Genomic DNA, 19,822 nt, shown 5'->3' on the forward strand with positions numbered 1-19,822 from the left:
CCCTCAACCCGCGCCGGCAAGCGCGCTGCAGAAGCTTGCGACGTCGGTGACGACGGCTTCGCCGAGGAAGCGTAGCGTCGCCATCGAGCGGTCGCGCGCTTCGCGGTTTCCGAAGCCACAGGCGTCCTCGATTACCATGGCGACGAAGCCATTGTCGGTCGCCTGGCGAACGGTCGGCTCGATGCCGATCTCCATGGCGATGCCAGCGAGCGCTATCGTGCGCACGCCGCAATCGCGCAAGGCAAAGCCGAGCGCGGTGGAATCGAAGGCCGACATCGTGAGCTTGTCGAACACCGCCTCGTCATCGCGGGGTTCCAGCTCGGGCACGATCCGCGTCGCTTCGGCGTCGCGCGGGAACCACGGCTCGACCATGTCGGGGCTGTCGCGCCGCTGCCAGGCCATGGCGGTGCGCAGCTGCGTCGCGCCCATCCATTTGCGCGGCAGCGACAGATGGCGCGTGAACGCCACCCGCATTCCGGCCCCGCGCGCCGCTTCCAGCACCGTGCCGGTACACTCGACGATGGTCGCGGCGCCGGCCACCTGGCGGCAGATACCGACCTGCATATCGTAGACCACCAGCGCCGTGCGGCGCGGATCGCACCACTCAGCCAGGCTGGCCGAAATTTCGATCCCGTCGCTCGACCGGATCATGCCGCCGTCCGGTCCCATGGCTTGGCGATATCGACCGTCGGGTCGAACAGGAATTCCAGCGGCAATGGCGCGTCGAAGGCGATGAAGTGCCATTCCAGCATCCCGGCCTTGGACAGCGGGAAGTCCTCGGTGTAGCGCCTCGCTTCCGCGACGCTGTCGAGCTCGAAGACGATGATGACGCCGCCAATATCGCCGCGCGCATAATTCTCGCGCACGATCCCCGCCTTCCAGAGCCGCCAGACATTCGACACTTCGTCGCGCAGATAAGGCCGCAAATCGTCGAGCGTGACGCCGGGCTTGAAATTGTCATAGGCAAGAATCTTCATCGGCCATTCCTTGCATTGCTGTTCGCCCAGCGCCGGGTAGCATGGCGGAATCGGCGGCCGCAACGAACGAGATGGTGCGTTGAAACGGCCGCACGATTGCCGTTGATCCCTATGGGCGGCCGGGCGGCCACGGGATAATTTTTGCTGAAGAGGAGGAAAAGCGCGGTGAGGCTGAACCCCGAGGGCATGCACAGCAATCCGGCCTATTCGCAAGGCGTGTCGCTGCCGGCATCCGCGCGCATCGTGCTGGTCGGCGGCCAGAATGGCGTCGACGCGCAAGGCCGGATCGTCGCCAGGGACGATCTCCCTGCACAGACCGCTCAGGCGCTTTCCAACGTGGCAAAGGTGCTCGAAGCCGGTGGGGCAAAGCCTGAAGACCTCGTCAGCCTCTCGGTCTATATCGCCGGCGACCTGGACATAGGGCCGGCCTTCGGCGCCTGGATGGCCTTCTGGGCAAACCGTGGCGCGCCGCCGATCATCAAGGTGCTGCGCGTCGCCGGCCTCGGCAATCCGGATTTTCTGATCGAGATCGAAGCCCAGGCGGCGATCGCCTGAACCCTAAGCGGGTTCTGCAAATCTTTTGCCCTGCCTGCAGGCCGACGAAGCTTTCGCGAAATTCCATTCCCCTGCTGGCGGCCGGATTGGCACGATCTATCTTCTTTCCAACTGCAAACGGCTGGAAAAGACGGTAGGTTGCCGTCTTCCAGGGCGGTTGCTCATTCTGGCAACGGAGCATCTGACATGAGCAAGCACAAGATCGTGGCACCGGACGATGCATCGTCCCGCCTGCGCCCGCCCTATGCCTCGGTTCTCGACCTGATCGGGCAGACGCCGGTCGTCGAGCTGACCAAATTCGACATCGGCAAGTGCCGGCTGTTCATCAAGCTCGAAAGCCAGAATCCCGGCGGCTCGATCAAGGACCGCATCGCGCTGTCGATGATTGCCGCCGCCGAAAAACAGGGCAAACTGAAACGCGGCGGGACGATCGTGGAGGCGACCGCCGGCAATACCGGTCTTGGTCTCGCCCAGGTCGGCATCCCCAAGGGCTACCGCATCATCCTCGTCGTGCCCGACAAGATGTCGCGCGAAAAAATCCAGCATCTGCGGGCGCTCGGCGCGGAAGTGCGCATGACGCGTTCCGATGTCGGCAAGGGCCATGCCGAATATTATCAGGACATGGCCGAAAAGATCGCCGCCGAGTTGCCCGGCGCCTTCTACGCCAACCAGTTTGCCAACCCGGCCAATCCGCTGGCCCACGAAACCACGACCGGGCCGGAAATCTTTCAACAGCTCGGAGGCGATGTCGATGCGGTGGTCGTCGGCGTCGGCTCCGGCGGCACGCTGACCGGGCTTGGCCGCTATTTTGCGAAAGTCTCGCCGAAGACCGAGATGATTTTGGCCGATCCGGTCGGCTCGGTGCTGGCCCCGTTGATCAAGACCGGCAAGATGGTAGAGGCCGGAAGCTGGACCGTCGAAGGCATCGGCGAGGATTTCGTGCCGCCCAATGCCGATCTGTCGCTGGTCAGGAAGGCCTATTCCATCCCCGACAAGCAGAGCATGCTTGCGGTGCGCGACCTGCTTTCGAAGGAAGGCATTCTCGCCGGCTCGTCGTCCGGTACGCTGCTTTCGGCAGCGCTTCGCTATTGCCGCGAGCAGACCGTGCCGAAGCGCGTCGTTACCTTCGTCTGCGACAGCGGCAACAAGTACCTGTCGAAAGTCTTCGACGATTTCTGGCTGGTCGAGCAGGGCCTGGCCGAGCAGGAGCAGCATGGCGACCTGCGCGACCTGGTCATGCGCACGCTCCGCACCGGCGATGTCGTGTCCGTCGGCCCGGACGAAAGCCTGCTCAACGCCTATGGCCGCATGCGCCGATCGGATGTCTCGCAGCTGCCGGTGCTGGACGAGGGCAAGCTCGTCGGCATCATCGACGAAAGCGATATCCTCGCCAAGGTCGAAGGCCCCTATGACAGCCGCTGGGACCGCTTCAAGGCCCCGGTCAGTACGGCTATGACCTCTACCCTGCACACGCTGCAAGCCAGCCAGACGCTGGACGCGTTGCTGCCGGTCTTCGATCGCAACGAGGTCGCCATCGTCTTCGATGGCGACGAATTCATCGGCCTGATAACACGCATCGACCTGATCAACCATCTGAGGCGCGCCCGATGACCGTCAAAGCCACCGTATCGGGCAAAAACCGCCTCGCCTTTTCGACGCGCACCATCCATGGCGGCCAGAGCCACGACCCGACGACGGGCGCGGTGATGGTACCGATCTATGCCACTTCGACCTACGGTCAGCAGAGCCCGGGCGTGCACAAGGGCTTTGAATATGCCCGCAGCCAGAACCCGACCCGCTTCGCCTTCGAGCGCGCGGTGGCCGACCTCGAAAGCGGCACAGCCGCCTTCGCCTTCGCTTCGGGGCTGGCGGCGATCGCAACCATTTTCGAATTGCTCGATTCAGGCGCGCATATCGTCGCGACCGACGACATCTATGGCGGCACGTTCCGGTTGCTGGAACGGGTGCGCAAGCGCTCGGCCAATTTGCAGGTCGACTTCGTCGACTTCACCGACCTTGCCGCGGTCGAGGCGGCGATCCGCCCGGAAACCAAAATGCTCTGGGTCGAGACGCCGACCAACCCGCTGCTGCGTGTCGTCGACCTCGAAGGCGTCGCAGCACTTGCCAGGCGCAAAGGCGTGCTCTCAGTCGCCGACAACACTTTCTGCAGCCCCTATCTGCAGCGGCCGCTGGAGCTCGGCATCGACATCGTGGTCCATTCGACGACGAAATACCTCAACGGCCATTCCGACATGGTCGGCGGCGTCGCCGTGGTCGGCGACAACAAGGATCTCGCCGACCGGCTGAAATTCCTGCAGAACGCCATCGGCGCCATTTCAGGGCCGTTCGACAGTTTCCTGGCGCTGCGCGGACTGAAGACGCTTGCGCTGAGGATGGAGCGTCATTCGTCGAACGGCCAGAAGATCGCGCACTGGCTGGAGACCCGTCCCGACATCCGCCGTGTCATCTATCCCGGCCTGCCCAGCCACCCGCAGCACGCCATCGCCAGGCGGCAGATGCACGCCTTCGGCGGCATGATCACGGTCGAGCTCGACCGCGACCTCGCCGGCACCAAACGCTTCCTCGAACATACGCAACTGTTCACGCTGGCCGAAAGCCTCGGCGGCGTCGAAAGCCTGATCGAGCACCCGGCGCTGATGACGCACGGCTCGATCCCGGCGAAAAAACGCGCCGAGATCGGGATTTCGGATTCGCTGGTGCGGTTGTCGGCCGGGATCGAGGACGGCGACGATCTGATCGCGGATCTGGATCAGGCGCTGGCGAGTTAGAAAGCGCCCGACCAAAGGCGATCGACCGCCAATGTTGGCGCTGCCCCTCATCGCCCTGCCGGGCACTTCTCCCCGTATAGGGACGGGGAGAAGGGAAATGGCCGCAACGCCGCCGCTCTCTTTGCAATGTTGGCGATTGGCGAACCCGTCGATGAGAGCGCTCCTCTCCCCGTCACTATACGGGGAGAGGATGCCGGCAGGCAGGTGAGGGGCAGCGCCGGCGCTTCGTGATCACGCCAACCCCGTTGACCCCAAGCCCCATCTGCCCGAATTGTAGCGCCGCAACCCTCCCGGCTCCGGACCCCCATGGCCACGCGCGACGCACCCAAACCTACCGAGCCCCTCACCTTCGCCGTGCTGGTTTTCCCCGGCTTTCCGATGATGGCGTTCAGCTCGGTGATCGAGCCGCTGCGCGCGGCGAACGTGCTGGCCAAGCGGGACTGGTACCGCTGGATCATCGTCGGCGCCGCCGAAGGCCCGGTGGAGGCCTCGAACGGCGTCGTCATCCAGCCCGGCTTTTCCGCCCATGACGCGCCGAAGGTCGATCGCATCGTCGTCTGCTCGGGCGGCGATGCCGATCATCTCGTCGCGCACGATGCGGTGAGCTGGATCCGCAGGAGCCTGCGCGACGGCGCCCATATCGGCGCGGTGGCGGACGCTGCCTTCTTCCTGGCGCGGGCGGGCCTGCTCGACGGCCATGCCTGCACCTTGCACTGGACCAGCCAGGCCGCCTTCACCGAGGCGTTTCCGGATATCGAGCTGAGGCGCGATCTCTACGTCATCGACCGCAAGCGCTTCACTTCGGCCGGTGGCGTCGGCAGCCTCGACATGATGCTGGAGATCATCACCAGCGATTATGGCGCCGAACTGGCCGCCGGCGTCGCCGAATGGTTTGTGCACAGCCCGCTACGCTCCAGCGTCGACCGCAAGCTGATGCCGCTCAGGCTGCGGACCGGCGTGCAGAACGAACTGGTGCTGTCGGCCATCGCCATCATGGAGGATGCGGTGGAGGAGCGGCTCGGCATGGCGGAACTGGCGGGGCGACTTGGTGTCTCCTCCGATAAGCTCGAACGGAATTTCCGCTCCGAACTCAGTATCTCGCCCAACGGCTATTACCGCCGCCTGCGGCTGAAGCGTGCCGCCGACCTCTTGGCGCATTCGACGCTGATGGTGCGCGACGTCGCGCTGGCCTGCGGTTTCGCCTCGATGTCGAGCTTTGCGCGGGCGTTCCGGGAGGAGCATGGCCATGCGCCGAAGGTGATGCGGAGGCAGTAGGTATTTCGGATGTTGGCGGGACAGCGCCCCCCTCTGCCCTACCGGGCATCTCCCCCTCAAGGGGGAGATTGGCAGCTTCGATGCTCCGCTCCTCCTGCGACGGTGGAAATTCACGAAAGCGGCGATGACGAGCCGATCTCCCCCCTTGAGGGGGAGATGTCCGGCAGGACAGAGGGGGGCGCCGTAGAACGCTACGGAACGACTTCAAGCGGTATTTCGCACAACATCTGCGGTATCGCGCACAGCCTCTGAACGACGTATGGCTCATCTTCCCCGCTTCAGGAGGCACCCCATGAGCATTGTCGTTTTTGACCCCGACAGCACCGAGGATGTCGACTTCAAGGACCGCATGCGCCATCCGGCGGCGGCGGATCCGGCCGGCGGCATGTGGCTGTCGGACACCGAGCCGTCCTTCATCGACGCCGACGCGCTGCGCAAGGGCCGGCTGGCCAGGCTGCGCGCCTGGATGCGCGAGGCCGGCTATGGCGGCGTCGTTTTGTTCGACCCCTACAACCAGCGCTACGCCACCGGCTCGCGCAACATGTTCGGCTATTTCCTGCGCAACTCGACGCGCTACTTCTTCATCCCCACCGAAGGGCCGATCGTGTTGTTCGAATATCCGCAGAGCTACCATGTCTCGATGGTGCTCGACACGATCGACGAGGCGCGTCCGTCCAAGCTGGTCTGGTCATCGGTGTCGGGCCGCGACGACGAGACCGCCGGCCCGTTCGCCGATGAGATCGCCGAATTGCTCAAGGCGCATGGCGGCGGCTCGATGAAGCTCGGCCTTGACCGCTGCAGCCATCTGCAGGCACTGGCGCTGGAAAAGCGCGGCTGCGAGGTGCGGGATTGCCAGGGCGAGATTTTGGCGGTGCGCGCGGTCAAGACGCCCGAGGAAGTAAAATGCCTGCAGGTGTCGATGGCTGGTGCCGAGGCTGCGGTCTATGCGGTGCGCGAGGCGATCAAGCCTGGCGTTTCCGAAAACGAGCTGTTCGCCATCATGTATGGTGAGGTGATCCGGCAAGGCGGCGAGTTCATCGAGACCCGGCTGCTGACCTCGGGCCAGCGCACCAATCCGTGGTTCAACGAGGCGAGCGGCCGCAAGATCAGGCCGGGCGAACTCTTGGCGCTCGATACCGATACGATCGGCTGCTACGGCTATTATTCGGACTTTTCGCGCACCTTCCGTTGCGGACCGGGCAAGCCGACGGATTATCAGAAGTCGCTCTACCGCATGGCGCACGACCAGGTTCAGCACAATATCGGGGTCGTCAAGCCGGGCATGGCGTTTCGCGAGATTGCCGAAAGGGCCTGGAAGATACCGGACCGCTTCGTCGACCAGCGTTATACCTCGGTCATGCACGGCGTCGGCATGCATGGCGAAACGCCGTTCATAGCGCACGCCATGGACTACGAGACCTATGGCCGCGACGGTGTCATCGTGCCCGGCATGGTGGTCAGCGTCGAAAGCTATATCGGCGAGAAGGGCGGCCGCGAGGGCGTCAAGCTGGAAGACGAGATCCTGATCACCGAGACCGGCACCGAGCTCCTGTCGCGCTTCCCCTATGAGGATGTTTTCCTTGACAGGCATGTTTGAGTGTTGACAGGCAGTTTTGCATGAAAAGCCCGATCTCGATCAAGCGCGGCAAGGTGGCGGCGGTGTTCATCGATCTCCAGGAGGAGCATCGGCGGGACAAGCGCTATCTGGTCGAAGGCTATGGCGACATCCTCGCCAACGTCCAGCGGCTGCAGGAGGCGGCGCGGGCCAACAATGTGCCCCTTTACCACTGGGCCTATATCGTCGATCTCGCCACGGCGCGGCCGCTCCACCCGGTCGAGGCCAGCGGCAAGTCGGCGTTTTCCGACAAGGACGATCCGCTGACTGCGATCTGCGCGGAAGTGGGCCCGGCGACAGGCGAGATGATGCTGGTCAAGACCGATGCCAGCGCCTTCCGCACGGGGCCTGCCGCCGAGCGGCTGAAGGCCGACGGCATCGAGTGGCTGGTCGTTGCCGGCGTCTGGACCGAGGCCTGCATCGATGCCACCGTCAAGGATGCGGTGGCGCTCGGGTTTCGAGTGCTGCTGGTCAAGGATGCCTGCGGCAGCGGCAGCACGGCGATGCACCAGACGGCCGTCCTCAACCTTGCCAACCGGCTCTATGGCGGTGCCGTCACCACCACCGACGGCGCCTGCCGGCTGCTGGCAGGCGAGACGGTCGAAGCCTGGCAGGTCGAGGGCTCGGTGCCGCTGCGCTTCAGCTATGAAAATGCTGCCCGGCTCTACGCCGAGCTCTGAGCGGGATCGCGCAGCGATGACCACCGAGGCCGAGCGACCCGGAACGAGAGGGCGCGGAAAATACCAAACGCTGCTCGATCCGGAGCTGTGGGCCTATATCGATCGGGTCAACGAGTGGTATCCGCCCGAAATCGTCTACATGCCGATCGACAGGCAGCGGGCGGTCTTGCCATGTGCCGGGCGTTTCGCGAGCCCTATCCACCCGGCGTCAAGGCCAGCGACAGCGCGGTTCCTGCCGGCGACCGTGCGATCCCGGTCCGGCGTTACCAGATGGCGGGCACGGCGCCGCAAGCGATGGTTGTCTATTATCACGGCGGCGGCTTCGTCCTTGGCGGGCTCGACAGTCATGACGACATCTGCGCCGAGATATGCGCCGGCACCGGCTTTGCCGTGCTGTCCGCCGATTACCGGCTGGCGCCCGAGCATCTGCATCCGGCCGCCTTCGACGATGCGCTGGCCGTATTCGAATGGGCCGCGGCGACGGCCGGCCTGCCGATCGTCCTCTGCGGCGAAAGCGCCGGCGGCAACCTGGCCGCAGCAGTGGCGCAGGCGACACGCCGCCATCCTCGCCATGCGATCGGCCAGGTGCTGATCTATCCCGAGTTGGGCGGCCCGGAACCAGTTGGCAAAGAGAGCGCCGGCTCCTGTGTCGAGCACGCCGAAGCGCCGCTGCTGACGTTGCGCGACATCGAGTTCTATCGCCAGATCCGGTCGGCGAAGGGACAGTCGCAGGACGACCCGACCTTTTCGCCGCTCAGCGACACCGACTTCTCCGGGCTGCCGCCGACGGTCATCGTCACCGCGCAATGCGACCCGCTGTCCTCGGAAGGCGAGGCCTATCGCGACCGCATCCTGGCCGCCGGCGGTCGCGCCTGGTGGCATGAGGAGCCGCGCCTCGTGCATGGCTTTCTACGCGCCCGCAAGACCGTGCCGCGAGCCGGCGAAGCCTTCGGGCGCATCATTGCGGCCATCGCCGCGCTCGGCAAAGGCGACTGGCCTTACTGAGGTTGCGAAGGCCCCCTCATCCGGCCGCTTCGCGTCCACCTTCTCCCCGCTGGGGAGAAGAGGCTGGCATCAACGCTGGCGACCTCCGCTCCCCCGGGGGGAGAGGTCGGATTGCCCCGAATTGCTCTTCGTAATTCGGTTGGCAATCCGGGTGAGGGGGACCTTCCGTTTGCGGAACAGCGCACAAGAACTGCGGAAGTCCGAACACTCCCCCACGGGAGCTCGCCCTATCATCCCCGAAGCAATGGCGCTCCGGCGATCGCATCCGTCCCCCGCGTTTGGCGATCGGCAGAGGTGCCCAACAACAGGGGAATGACGACAATGAAGTTCATGCTGACCGATCGAAAACTGCATCCGCAGGCCGAGCCCGTCGCCGATGGCTTCAAGAAAGGCCAGATGAACCGGCGCGAATATCTCGCGACCATGGCTGCGCTCGGCGTCAGCGCTACCGGCGCGCTGGCGCTCGGCGGGCTTGCGCCGTCACCGGCCAGGGCCGAGGAGCCGAAGCGCGGCGGCATCTTGCGCGTCGCCATGAACGTCAAGGGCTGGAAGGATCCGCGCACCTTCGACGGCGTCGAGATGTCCAACGTCGCCGGCCAGTGCAACGAATATTTGGTGCGCTGGAAGCGCGACTTCACCTTCGAGCCATGGCTGCTCGAGAGCTGGGAAACCAGCGACGACGCCCGCGTGCTGACGCTGCATGTCCGCAAGGGCATCACCTGGTCGAACGGCGACACCTTCAACGCCGACGACGTGATCCACAATCTGACGCGCTGGTGCGATGCGTCCGTCGCCGGCAATTCGGTCGCCGCGCGCATGGGCGCACTGGTCAACGCCGATACCAAGAAGCCCGTCGACGGCGGCATCGAGCGCGTCGACGACGTCACCGTGCGGCTCAATTTGCCGAAGCCCGACATTTCGCTGATCGCCGGCATGGCCGACTACCCGGCGCTGATCATGCACCGCAGCTATGAAGGCGACGGCGATCCGCTGAAGGCATTGGCGATCACCACCGGGCCTTGCGAACTCGTGGCATGGGACGCCGAGGTCGGCGCCGAAGTCCGCCGCAAAGACAAGCCATGGTGGAAGGGCGAGTTCTACCTCGACGGCATCAAATGGGTGGACTACGGCTCCGACCCCAATGCGATGCTGTCGGCCTTCGAATCGGGCGAGATCGACACCGACCACGAAACCGCCTCCGACACGGTTGCGCAGACCGACTCCATGGGCCTGAGCAATTCGGAAATCGCCACCGGCTCGACCATCGTCGCGCGGTTCAATATCGGCAATCCGCCCTATGACGACATCAAGGTGCGCCGCGCCGCCCAGCTCGCCGTCGACAACGCCGCCGTGCTGAAGATCGGCATGGACAACCGCGGCAAGCCTGCCGAGAACCATCATGTCGGGCCGATGCATCCCGAATATGCCGATATCGGCCCGGCCGTCCGCAACATTGATCAAGCCAAGGCCCTGCTCGCCGAGGCCGGCAAGGCCGACCACGAATACGAACTCATCTCGGTCGACGTCGACTGGCAGAAGAGCACCGGCGACGCCATCGCCGCGCAGATGCGCGAGGCCGGGCTGAAGATCAAGCGCACCGTGCTGCCGGCCGCGACCTTCTGGAACGACTGGAGCAAATATCCTTTCTCCTGCACGGAATGGCTCGGCCGGCCGCTCGGCGTCCAGGTGCTGGCGCTCGCTTATAAGTCTGGCGCCGCGTGGAACGAGAGCGCCTACGCCGATCCGGAATTCGACAGTCTGCTCGACAAGGCGCTGGCGATGCCCGATCCCGGCGCCCGCAAGGAGCTCATGGCCAAGATCGAACAGAATCTGCGCGATTCCGGCGTCATCATCCAGCCCTACTGGCGCTCGGTCTACCGCACCTACCGCAAGGGCGTGCATGGCTGCGAGCAGCACCAGTCGCTCGAGCAGCATTTCGAGAAGGTTTGGCTCGAGGCGTAGCCTTGCAGACGACCAATTGTCGGGGCCAGCGCCGCTCCTTCTTCCTTCTCCCCTTGTGGGAGAAGGTGGATTGGCGCGCAGCGCCAAGACGGTTGAGGGGTGCGGACGGAGTGCCGTCAGTATCAAGCTGGAACACCCTTCATCCGGCCGCTTCGCGTCCACCTTCTCCCACAAGGGGAGAAGGAAGAGCCACGCCAGGCCTTGAAATCTCCAGTCCAAGCCGCACCGTTTCCCGCACCAGCAGGTCCAGATCGTCGCGCCGGGTGCGGTGGTTGTTGATCGCCACCCTGAGGCTATGCTGGCCATGCACCGTCGTGTCGGAAATGGCGGCGATGCCTTCTTCCTGCAGCCTCAGCATGATCTCGGTATTGAGCGCTTTCAGGCGCTCCCCGCCCAGTCCGTCCGCGCGGTAGCGAAAGCAGACGATGTTGATGCTCACCGGCGCTACCAGTTCGAGTGCCGGTTCGGCCGCGATCAGCGCGTCGAGATAATGCCCTTGCGCGATGTTCTGGTCGATCAGCCGGCCGAACTTTTCGATGCCGTGCTCTCGCAACGCCATCCACACCTTCAGAGCGCGAAAGCCGCGCGTCGTCTGCAGGCCGTAATCGTGCAGCCATTGGCCGGAGGCCAGGCCGCGCGGCGTCGATTCCAGATATTCCGGCGTCACCGCGAACGTGCCGCGATGCACGGAGGCATCCCGGATCAGCGCGCAGCCGACCTCGAATGGCGCGTGCAGCCATTTATGCGGATCGAGCGCGATCGAGTGGGCGTGCTCGATGCCGGCAACGCGATGCGAATTGTCTGGCGCAATCGCAAGCAAGGCGCCGATGCAGCCATCGACGTGAAACCACAGATCCTCTTTTGCCGCCAGATCAGCCAGCGCTTGCAGATCGTCGATTGCGCCGGTGTTCACCGTGCCGGCCGTACCGATTACGCAGGCCGGCTTGAAGCCGGCGTCGCGGTCCTCGGCGATCGCCGCCCGTAACGCAGCGATGTCGATCCGCAGCCCGGCATCGCTCGGGATGCGACGCAGCGCCCGGTTGCCGAGGCCGAGCACTTCCATCGCCTTGCGGTGACAGGAGTGAAGCTGGTCGGAGCCGTAGAAACGCAGCGGCTTGTCGATGCCGGCAACGCCGTGCTCGCGTATGTCGATGCCGGCCTTGGCGTTGCGCGCCACGGTCAGCCCGATGATGTTGGCCATCGAGCCGCCGCTGACCAGCGTGCCGCTGGCCGATTGCGGAAAGCCCATCATCTGCTTGCACCAGTCGACGACCTGGTTGTCCATCAGCGCGGCGGCATGGTTGCCGCCGCCGAGGTTGGAGCCCTGGATCGCCGCCAGGAAATCGCCGAGCGCGCCGGTGAAATTGCTCGAGCCCATATACCAGGACCAGAAGCGCGGATGGATGTTGCCCATCGGATAGGGCATCAAGCTCCTGGTGACGTCGCCATAGATTTCTGCCAGCGGCGCCGGCGAACGCGGCAGCGGCGATGTGAAGAAGGTCCTCACATCAACCGGCATCTCCTGCCACACCGGACGCTCTCTGACATCGCGCAGGTAAGCGACGGCATCGTCGACGATCCGATGCGACAGGGCCTGCACGTCGGCCCAGTTCGAGGGGTCAAGCGTTTCCTCGGTGGCCGTGACGGCCAGTCCAGGCTTCGTGTCCATGCAGGCCGCTCCCGATGTGCCGCCGTCACGCCGGAAACTGGCAGCCGGGCGTCGACTGCGAAAGCGCGGTCTCCTCGGCGTCCATCTCCGCCTCGATGCCGTCGAACAGCGGTGTCGTCATGTAGCGTTCGCCAGTATCGGGCAGCATGCACAGGATCACCGAGCCGGGCGCCGCCTTTTCCGCGATCTGCCGCGCCACCGCGAAGGTCGCTCCGCCGGAGGTGCCGGTGAAAATCCCTTCCTTCTGCGCCAGCGCCTTGGCCCATTTCATGCCCTCGGGCCCGGCAATCGGCACCACCTCGTCATAGAGGCTTGCGTCTATCGCCTCCTGCAGCACGTCCGGAATGAAGTCGGGCGTCCAGCCCTGGATCGGATGCGGCTCGAACGCCGGATGGCTGGCGGCAGGCGCGCCGCCGGTGCCGCGCTGCTGCGGCTTGCCGCTGCCGATAAGCTGCGCATTGGCCGGTTCGGCGAGCACGATCCGGGTCTCCGGCCGCTCGCGGCGCAGCACGCGTCCGACGCCGGCGACGGTGCCGCCCGTGCCGTAGCCGGTGACGAAGCAGTCGAGCCGCGAGCCGGCGAAATCGTTGATGATCTCGCGCGCCGTCGTCGCTTCGTGAATGGCGGCGTTGGCCTTGGTTTCGAACTGGCGGGCCAGGAACCAGCCATTGGCTTCGGCGAGCTCCACCGCCTTCTTGTACATGCCGAAACCCTTCTGGGCGCGCGGCGTCAGCACCACCTTGGCGCCCAGCATGCGCATCAGCTTGCGGCGTTCGATGGAAAAACTGTCGGCCATCGTCACCACCAGCGGATAGCCCTTCTGGGCGCAAACCATGGCAAGTCCGATGCCGGTGTTGCCGCTGGTCGCCTCGACCACGGTCTGGCCAGGCTTTAGAGCGCCGCTGCGCTCGCCTTCCTCGATGATGTTGAGCGCCAGCCGGTCCTTCACCGAGGCGGCGGGATTGAAGAACTCGGCCTTCACGTAGATCGTGGCATGGTCCGGTCCGAGATTATTGATGCGGATCACCGGCGTATCGCCGACCGTGTCGAGAATGCTGTCGAACAGGCGGCCGCGCCCGGCGGTGGTTCTGATTTTCTGTTGATGCAACATGTCGATCTCCTCGCTTTGTCGTTGTCTCTTTTCGTCATGGGCCGGTTACAGACCGGTGGCTTGGGCGGCGAGGTTTCGAGACCTTGCCGCGCTACATTTGCCCCCGGCAATGCCAGCATCCGGCGCGGGAATTCGCTGCCGGATGCACCGTGTCGCGTTTGGTGATAAAACAAAGGCCGACTGGCCAGCGTGGGAGCAGGCGTGGAAACTTACGTGGAATCCGCCCGATCGAGCCTCCACGGCGAGGTGGCCGGCTTTTCCGTGCGTCTGCTCGGACCGCTGACGATCGCACGCAACGGCATCATCATCCAGCTCCCAAAATCGCGCAAGCTGTGTGCGCTGCTCGCCTATCTGGCGCTGGCGCCGCATCCGGTCGGCCGCAGCCGCCTCTGCGAGCTTTTGTGGGATGTGCCGAACGACCCGCGCGGCGAGCTTCGCTGGTGCCTGAGCAAGCTTAGAGGCATCCTCGATGAACCGCATCATCGCAGGGTCGAGACACCAGGCGACACGATCGCGCTTGATCTGAGAGGTGCTTCCGTCGACGCTGTCGACATAGCCTCGGCCGCCGCCAAGGGCGTTGAGACGCTCGGTCTAGAGCGGCTGCAGGCTCTTTCCGGAATGTTCGCCGGCGACTTTCTCGATGGGCTGGAGATCGACCGCAGCCCGCATTTCAACAGCTGGCTGATCGCTCAGCGCCGCCGCTTCGGCTCTTGGCACGCCGCAATCCTGGAACATCTCGTCAACAAGCTTCCGGTGGATGCCGACAGAATGTCTTCGCATCTGGACAAATGGCTGGAACTCGCTCCGTTCGACGGGCGCGCGCATGTGGCTCTTCTGAAAGGGCTGGCGCAGCGCGGCCAGTTTGATGCGTGCGAGGAACATCTCGCTTCCGCAGCGCAGCTGTTTGCTTCGGAGGATCTGGATTTCGGACCCGTTCGTGAGGCATGGCGCACGATCCGCAACGAACGACCTGCCGCTACGCTCTGGGCGCGACCGTCACTCGTACCCGCGGCCCCTCACGCGTCAATTGTGCTTCCCAATTCCGACACTGCTGCATCGCAGAAGGCTTCGCTTGCGGTGATGCCGTTTGCCGAAGAGACGGCTGACGGCGGCCCACGCGGAGGCATCGCCGATGGCCTGACCCACGATATCATCACCCGCCTGGCCAAGCTCAGGGATTTCTTCGTCATCGCGCGCGGTTCGGTGTTTGCGCTCGCCGAAAAAAACATTGGGCCGGAGGATGCCGGCCGTCGGCTCAATGTCGATTATGTCGCCACCGGCACGGTACGCAGCCAGGCCGGCCGCGTCACCGTCGCGGTCGAGCTGGTCGAAGTGCGCACGGCCAGGATCGTCTGGGCCGAGACGTTCGAGCGCAAGCCGAACGACATCTTTGCCGTGCTCGACGACATCGGCAACAGCATCGTCTCGTCGATCTCGGCCGAGATCGAGACGGTCGAGCGCAACCGCGCCATGTTGAAGGCGCCCAATTCGCTGAACGCCTGGGAAGCCTACCACCGCGGTCTCTGGCACATGTATCGCTTCACCCGCGCGGAAAACGAGCAGGCCCGGCATTTCTTCGACATAGCCTTGAAGCTCGATCCGACGTTCGCCCGCGCCTATGCCGGCCTCTCCTTCACCCATTGGCAAAATGCCTTCCAGCGCTGGGGCGACCGCGACCACGAAAGCGCCCTGGCCTTCGAGGCAGCCGGCCAGAGCCTGCTCGTCGACGATCACAATCCGGCCGCTCACTGGGCCATGGGGCGGGCGCTGTGGCTGCGCGGCGAGCAGGACGGCTCCCTCATCGAGCTGGAACGCGCCGTAGACCTCAGCCCGAATTTCGCGCTCGGCCACTATGCGCTATCTTTCGTCCATTCGCAGTCCGGCGACCCGCAGGCTGCGATCGGCTCATCCGACCATTCCAGGCATCTGAGCCCCTTCGATCCGCTGCTGTTCGGTATGTTGGGCGCCAGGGCGATGTCGCATGTCCGGCTCGGCCAGTTCGACGAAGCCGCCGAATGGGCGCTGAAAGCAGCCGCGCGTCCCAATGCCCACGCCATCATCCTCGCGATTGCCGCGCATTGCCTTGCGCTGGCGGGGCGGCTGGACGAGGCACGAAGTTTCGCCGCTGCGCTGCGCAAGATGCTGCCGAACTACTGCGCCGACGATTTCATCGGCACCTTTCGCTTCGAGCCGGACGCCGAGGCGCTGTTCCGGCAAGGCGCCAAGCGGATCGGGCTGGGGTGAGGCAGGCGCGCGGTTTGCCAGGCTCTCCAAACCGCTCATCGCGGCTGGCCGCCCCAAACATCGTCATGTCTGCAGCCAGGGCGCATCGTGAGGTTGGTTGCGAATTCGTCGACCAGAGCGGATCAGACGGGCTCAACCGATTTGACGTTGCCGTCGGTATCCACGAGGCAGCTTGTCTTCTTGCCACTGGCATCGAGTTCGACCTGATAGGTCCTGGAATCGAGCTTGCTCGACGAAACCGGAAGTATCTTCGTGCTGTCGACGCCGCTCGCCTTGGCGACTGCACTGGCGCAAAGCAGCTGAAGGTCCGCCGGGGCAGTCTCGACCTTGGTCCTGGACATCTGGTTCTGAGGAGGCGGCGCGCTGACGCAAGCGCTAACGGCTCCAGCCAGGAATCCGATTGCCGTCACCAGGATCGAATTTCTCACTGCATCTTTTGCCGACATTGCTTGTCCCTCTCCGAATGCCGCTTCACACACCCTTGTAAAGTGCCGCCCCCTGCATGAGAACGATAACCTTGGCTCCAACCTTGACGCGGGACGCGAGATCGACGATGTCGTCGTTCCTCATCCGGATACACCCCGACGACACGTCGAGCCCGATCGTCCAGGGCTCCGGGGTGCCGTGTATCCGGTAGATCGTGTCCTGGTCGCGCTCATAGAGATAGAGCGCCCTTGCGCCGAGCGGGTTGTCGGGCCCTCCCTCCATGCCTCCGGCGTATTTCACCGCCTTCGGATCGCGAGCGACCATTTCGGCCGGAGGTGTCCAGGTCGGCCACTCCGCCATGCGGCCAACGCGCACGATGCCGGCCCATCCAAACCCTTCCCGGCCCACGCCGATGCCGTAGCGCATGGCCCGCTGACCCGGCTGCACAAGATAGAGAAAGTGCTGATTGCCATCGATAATGATCGTGCCTGGCACTTCCGCGGTGCGGAATTTGACCATCTGCGGACGAAATGCCTCGGGCACCTCATTATGCGCGGCGTAGTATTTGCGCGCCTTGGTGCGATCGTAGGCCACCCATTTGTGGCTTTTCGGGTCGAAAACCTGTGTTCCCGCAGCCAGCGCCGCCACCGCGACAAGACCGAACGCCGCGGCGACGACTGCCGTGAGGGAGCGCCGCCGGACGGTGCCGCGTTCCGCGAACATAGGATTCCGCTCATGGATTTGCCCACCCGTGCACCCGTGCGCCTTGTGCGGCAACCCATTGTTTGGCGTATTCGTAAGGATCCTGACGCTCTACCTGGAGCGCATAACTCGTCTTGGTGATTTCCTCGGGCTTCAGCTCGAACCGTTCCAGGAACGCCACCACCTTCGGATATTTATTGCGTAGCGAGGTGGCGTAGGCGATATGGAAATGTGCGGTATCCCATGATACCGGCGCGCTGGACTTCGAGACCCAGAGCGGGTCCTCTGACGGCAGTACGATCTTCCACTTTGCCGGATCAAAGGGCGGCTCGGTAAGCCGGACAATGTCGTGCAGCTCAAAGACGTAGTGCGGCGCGTAGCAGGCAAACACCATTGGATGATCCGTGGCGACCGCGGCATCGACAGCCGCCATTCCGGCATCCTCGGGCGTCTCCAGCAAGGTCATCGTCTTGGCATAACCATAGCTGTTGGCGCGGACGCGCTCGATAGCGGTCGAGGACCAACCCTCAGCGCCTATCCAGAGTTCGCCACGTCCGTCGCCATCAGTATCCAACGCGGCGGTTTTCTTCGTATCGCTGAGGTCGGAAACGTCGTGAATTCCAAATTTGTCGGCTGCCTCACGCGTAGCGCATATGCCTTGCCATGCCGGCACACCGATAGGGCTGATGGCCACCGTGCCGGCCCCGTCCACATACTTCTTCACCAGATTGTCCAGATTGGGCAGCCAGATTTCGGGATGAATATCCACCTCACCAGAATTGAGACCGGCAAAGGCAATAAGCGTCCCCATCTCGCGCACGTCGGCATCGAGCCCGAAATTTTCCTTCAGGCTGACCTTGAGGATATTTGCCGTCGCCTGGCCCGACGGCCAGTTCGGCATTGCAATGACGAGATCAGCCGCGTGGACCGGGATGTTTAGCGCCAGCATCGTCAATGCCGCCAGCGACACTTTCCGCAGGCACTGCCGAAATCGGTTGTGCATCTCTTCCCCCTCGCTTCGGTGCTGAAATGAACCGCGACGGGAACAATCTGTCGCGGCAAGCACCTGGTTGTGACACCAGCCCCATCTTCTGACGGGCAACTGCTGAAGGTGCAGCAGTGCATTCGCCAAAGAGAGCGCCTTCACGTGCCGCCCCTGCACGCTACCCGATGACAATCCGACTGGGAAGATGCTCACAACGCGGCCGCGGCGCCCCCACTGCGCCCCTATTTGGCACGCCGCAGCGTTGAAAAGTCGGGCAAAGGGGCGCGTTTCTTTCGGCCCTCGCAACGGTTGGCTGGGTTCGAAAAAATACCACAATAGATCGCGATTAGGGCGATCGTATAAGGTGTGGTATCGTCTCGCCTTTTTTGTAGAGCTGGCACAAAATTCACAACAACATAGAATATTACTTGTACTAACTCGGCTTAATGAGAACAAAACTAAGGAAGCATTCCGAAATCGTGCTACTGATCACATTTCAGTATATGCTAAGATAGTCCGTGTTGATTCCGAATTATTAAGCATTTGCAAAATTCAATCCTGCGATATTGGGATTTGTCCTTGTCATAGGCTGACTCGGATGCATTTCTTGGAAGCACAGCCGCGTCAGCGGATCGTTGAAACATGCTTGGGCGGACGGGGCACTAAGCATGGAGAGGAATATTGACACTCGCTAATGCGGCGGCCCCCGCTGGGAGCGTTCCCTCCCACGTAAGAGATTACGGCAACCGTCGGCGAAGTCGTCGAATGCATCGCCCACAGCCTAGCTCTCGTTTGATGGCCGGCGAAGCTTTGCACTCCTCCGATTGGCGCCAGCCTTCGCGGCAAAGGCGGGGATCGCCGCCTGCAATGGCCTTCCGATATGGACGATGTCCGCCGCCAGGCAGTCGGAGGAATGAACAATGAAATTCGTAATCTATGCGACCCTGGTCACGGCTTTGGTGGCGATCGCCGGTTGTACCACCGACGACGGCTACGATGGCTGCCGCGGATCGGGCTGCCTGGTTGATCGGCCTCATAAACGGGACCGAAAGATTGATGACCGGCCGCAGTTCGACAGGAGCGGCAATCCCAACTTCGATACCAGGGGCCGTTACATCGGCTGCCATGGGCTCGGATGTAAAGTCGACGATCCTGATGACGGGGATCAAAGCATCGACGACAGACCGCAGTACGACAGAGAAGGCAATCCGAACTTCGACATGCAAGGCAATTACCAAGGCTGCCGCGGCATCGGCTGCGAGGTCGATACACCGGACGACGACAGTTCATCAGACGACGACGATTCCGATTAATGGCCCCTGCAGCGAACAACGAAGAGGATAGCCACTCATGTCTGAATTGAACGGTCTCATCCGTCGACGTGTCAAAATCGTCATGGTCGGCCTTGCGGGGTTGGGAGTGGCGCTGACGTCCGCTTTCGCTGCGAATAACGCCTGTGACGGTATAAAGGTCGAAGTGACGAAGGCGCGCAAGCAGGAATATGCCCCTCTCGTCGTCTCGGCGATGACCAATAAGTTCAAGCCCGCTCAGGCAAAGTTCTTCACGATCATGGAGAGCGGCAGCTGGAGCGCCGCCTACGTCTCCACGCCCGTGAGCGACGACGGCGTGATGTTCTTCCAGACAGTCGACGGAAAGAAGCAGTTTCGCGACGTGTGGGGCGGCTATGCCGAGCCGTCGGAAAAACCTGAACTGGTATCCTGGGCGAAGAAGCTCGGAGCGCCGCAAGACCTGGCAAAGTGTTTTGCCGAGACAGTTACGGAACGACGGTGATGATCGATTGAGATTGCCGCTGACCGTTGGTGCAGG

17 protein-coding genes and 1 pseudogene are annotated in these 19,822 nt (G+C 63.6%); 11 read left to right on the forward strand and 7 right to left on the reverse strand.

The window, feature by feature from the left end; translation table 11 throughout:
* Positions 1-3: 3 nt before the first annotated feature.
* Together NKI29_RS28210 and NKI29_RS28215 are read right to left on the reverse strand one after the other, a co-directional pair.
* Positions 4-651: a cysteine hydrolase family protein gene (locus NKI29_RS28210; protein WP_352570134.1), complete on the reverse strand. Its 648-nt coding sequence runs from the start codon at positions 649-651 to the stop codon at positions 4-6.
* Positions 648-977, reverse strand: coding sequence for a hypothetical protein (locus NKI29_RS28215; RefSeq protein ID WP_352570136.1), 330 nt, complete (start codon positions 975-977; stop codon positions 648-650). Before NKI29_RS28215 ends, NKI29_RS28210 begins: the two co-directional genes overlap by 4 nt.
* 165 nt (positions 978-1,142) lie before the next feature.
* On the opposite strand from NKI29_RS28215, the gene NKI29_RS28220 reads away from it, so the two are divergent.
* The 8 genes and pseudogenes from NKI29_RS28220 (at position 1,143) to NKI29_RS28255 (ending at position 10,858) form a co-directional block, all read left to right on the forward strand.
* A complete protein-coding gene (locus NKI29_RS28220) occupies positions 1,143-1,532 on the forward strand; it encodes a RidA family protein (RefSeq protein ID WP_352797978.1) in 390 nt (129 codons plus the stop codon).
* A gap of 186 nt (positions 1,533-1,718) precedes the next feature.
* Complete coding sequence (locus tag NKI29_RS28225; RefSeq protein ID WP_352570140.1) at positions 1,719-3,143, forward strand: pyridoxal-phosphate dependent enzyme; 1,425 nt, start codon at positions 1,719-1,721, stop codon at positions 3,141-3,143.
* Entirely contained in the window at positions 3,140-4,321 is a 1,182-nt protein-coding gene (locus NKI29_RS28230) for a cystathionine gamma-synthase (RefSeq protein WP_352570142.1), read from the forward strand. Before NKI29_RS28225 ends, NKI29_RS28230 begins: the two co-directional genes overlap by 4 nt.
* 306 nt (positions 4,322-4,627) lie before the next feature.
* The gene (locus NKI29_RS28235) at positions 4,628-5,596 is read left to right on the forward strand and encodes a GlxA family transcriptional regulator (protein ID WP_352697398.1); all 969 of its coding nucleotides are present in this window, start codon (positions 4,628-4,630) and stop codon (positions 5,594-5,596) included.
* 292 nt (positions 5,597-5,888) lie between these two features.
* Complete coding sequence (locus tag NKI29_RS28240) at positions 5,889-7,193, forward strand: M24 family metallopeptidase (protein WP_352570146.1); 1,305 nt, start codon at positions 5,889-5,891, stop codon at positions 7,191-7,193.
* 20 nt (positions 7,194-7,213) lie between these two features.
* Positions 7,214-7,891, forward strand: coding sequence for an isochorismatase family protein (locus tag NKI29_RS28245; protein WP_352797980.1), 678 nt, complete (start codon positions 7,214-7,216; stop codon positions 7,889-7,891).
* Between the two features lie 16 nt (positions 7,892-7,907).
* A pseudogene (locus NKI29_RS28250) lies at positions 7,908-8,896 on the forward strand (alpha/beta hydrolase).
* Between the two features lie 321 nt (positions 8,897-9,217).
* The gene (locus NKI29_RS28255; protein ID WP_352797982.1) at positions 9,218-10,858 is read left to right on the forward strand and encodes an ABC transporter substrate-binding protein; all 1,641 of its coding nucleotides are present in this window, start codon (positions 9,218-9,220) and stop codon (positions 10,856-10,858) included.
* 139 nt (positions 10,859-10,997) lie between these two features.
* Here the strand turns inward: NKI29_RS28255 and NKI29_RS28260 are convergent, their stop codons facing one another.
* Positions 10,998-12,527, reverse strand: coding sequence for a pyridoxal phosphate-dependent decarboxylase family protein (locus tag NKI29_RS28260; RefSeq protein WP_352797984.1), 1,530 nt, complete (start codon positions 12,525-12,527; stop codon positions 10,998-11,000).
* 25 nt (positions 12,528-12,552) lie between these two features.
* Entirely contained in the window at positions 12,553-13,638 is a 1,086-nt protein-coding gene (locus NKI29_RS28265) for a PLP-dependent cysteine synthase family protein (RefSeq protein WP_352797986.1), read from the reverse strand.
* A 213-nt stretch (positions 13,639-13,851) separates the two neighbouring features.
* On the opposite strand from NKI29_RS28265, the gene NKI29_RS28270 reads away from it, so the two are divergent.
* On the forward strand, positions 13,852-15,882 hold the full coding sequence (locus NKI29_RS28270) for a transcriptional regulator (protein WP_352797989.1): 2,031 nt from the start codon (positions 13,852-13,854) through the stop codon (positions 15,880-15,882).
* Between the two features lie 122 nt (positions 15,883-16,004).
* Here NKI29_RS28270 and NKI29_RS28275 read toward each other — a convergent pair whose 3' ends face one another.
* The 3 genes from NKI29_RS28275 to NKI29_RS28285 are packed head-to-tail and all read right to left on the reverse strand — an operon-like array spanning position 16,005 to position 18,331.
* Positions 16,005-16,328, reverse strand: coding sequence for a hypothetical protein (locus tag NKI29_RS28275; protein ID WP_352797991.1), 324 nt, complete (start codon positions 16,326-16,328; stop codon positions 16,005-16,007).
* Positions 16,329-16,353: 25 nt separating this feature from the next.
* A complete protein-coding gene (locus NKI29_RS28280) occupies positions 16,354-17,031 on the reverse strand; it encodes a L,D-transpeptidase (RefSeq protein WP_352797994.1) in 678 nt (225 codons plus the stop codon).
* Positions 17,032-17,041: 10 nt separating this feature from the next.
* Positions 17,042-18,331 carry an ABC transporter substrate-binding protein gene (locus NKI29_RS28285; protein ID WP_352797996.1) on the reverse strand — a complete coding sequence of 430 codons (1,290 nt, stop codon included), beginning with the start codon at positions 18,329-18,331 and terminating at the stop codon, positions 17,042-17,044.
* Positions 18,332-18,915: 584 nt separating this feature from the next.
* Here NKI29_RS28285 and NKI29_RS28290 point away from each other — a divergent pair.
* On the forward strand, positions 18,916-19,308 hold the full coding sequence (locus NKI29_RS28290; protein ID WP_352797997.1) for a hypothetical protein: 393 nt from the start codon (positions 18,916-18,918) through the stop codon (positions 19,306-19,308).
* Positions 19,309-19,345: 37 nt separating this feature from the next.
* The gene (locus tag NKI29_RS28295; protein WP_352787818.1) at positions 19,346-19,786 is read left to right on the forward strand and encodes a hypothetical protein; all 441 of its coding nucleotides are present in this window, start codon (positions 19,346-19,348) and stop codon (positions 19,784-19,786) included.
* Positions 19,787-19,822: the final 36 nt, after the last annotated feature.

Origin of the sequence: Mesorhizobium sp. M0678 (assembly GCF_040320505.1) — a bacterium.
Classification (GTDB): Bacteria; Pseudomonadota; Alphaproteobacteria; order Rhizobiales; family Rhizobiaceae; genus Mesorhizobium.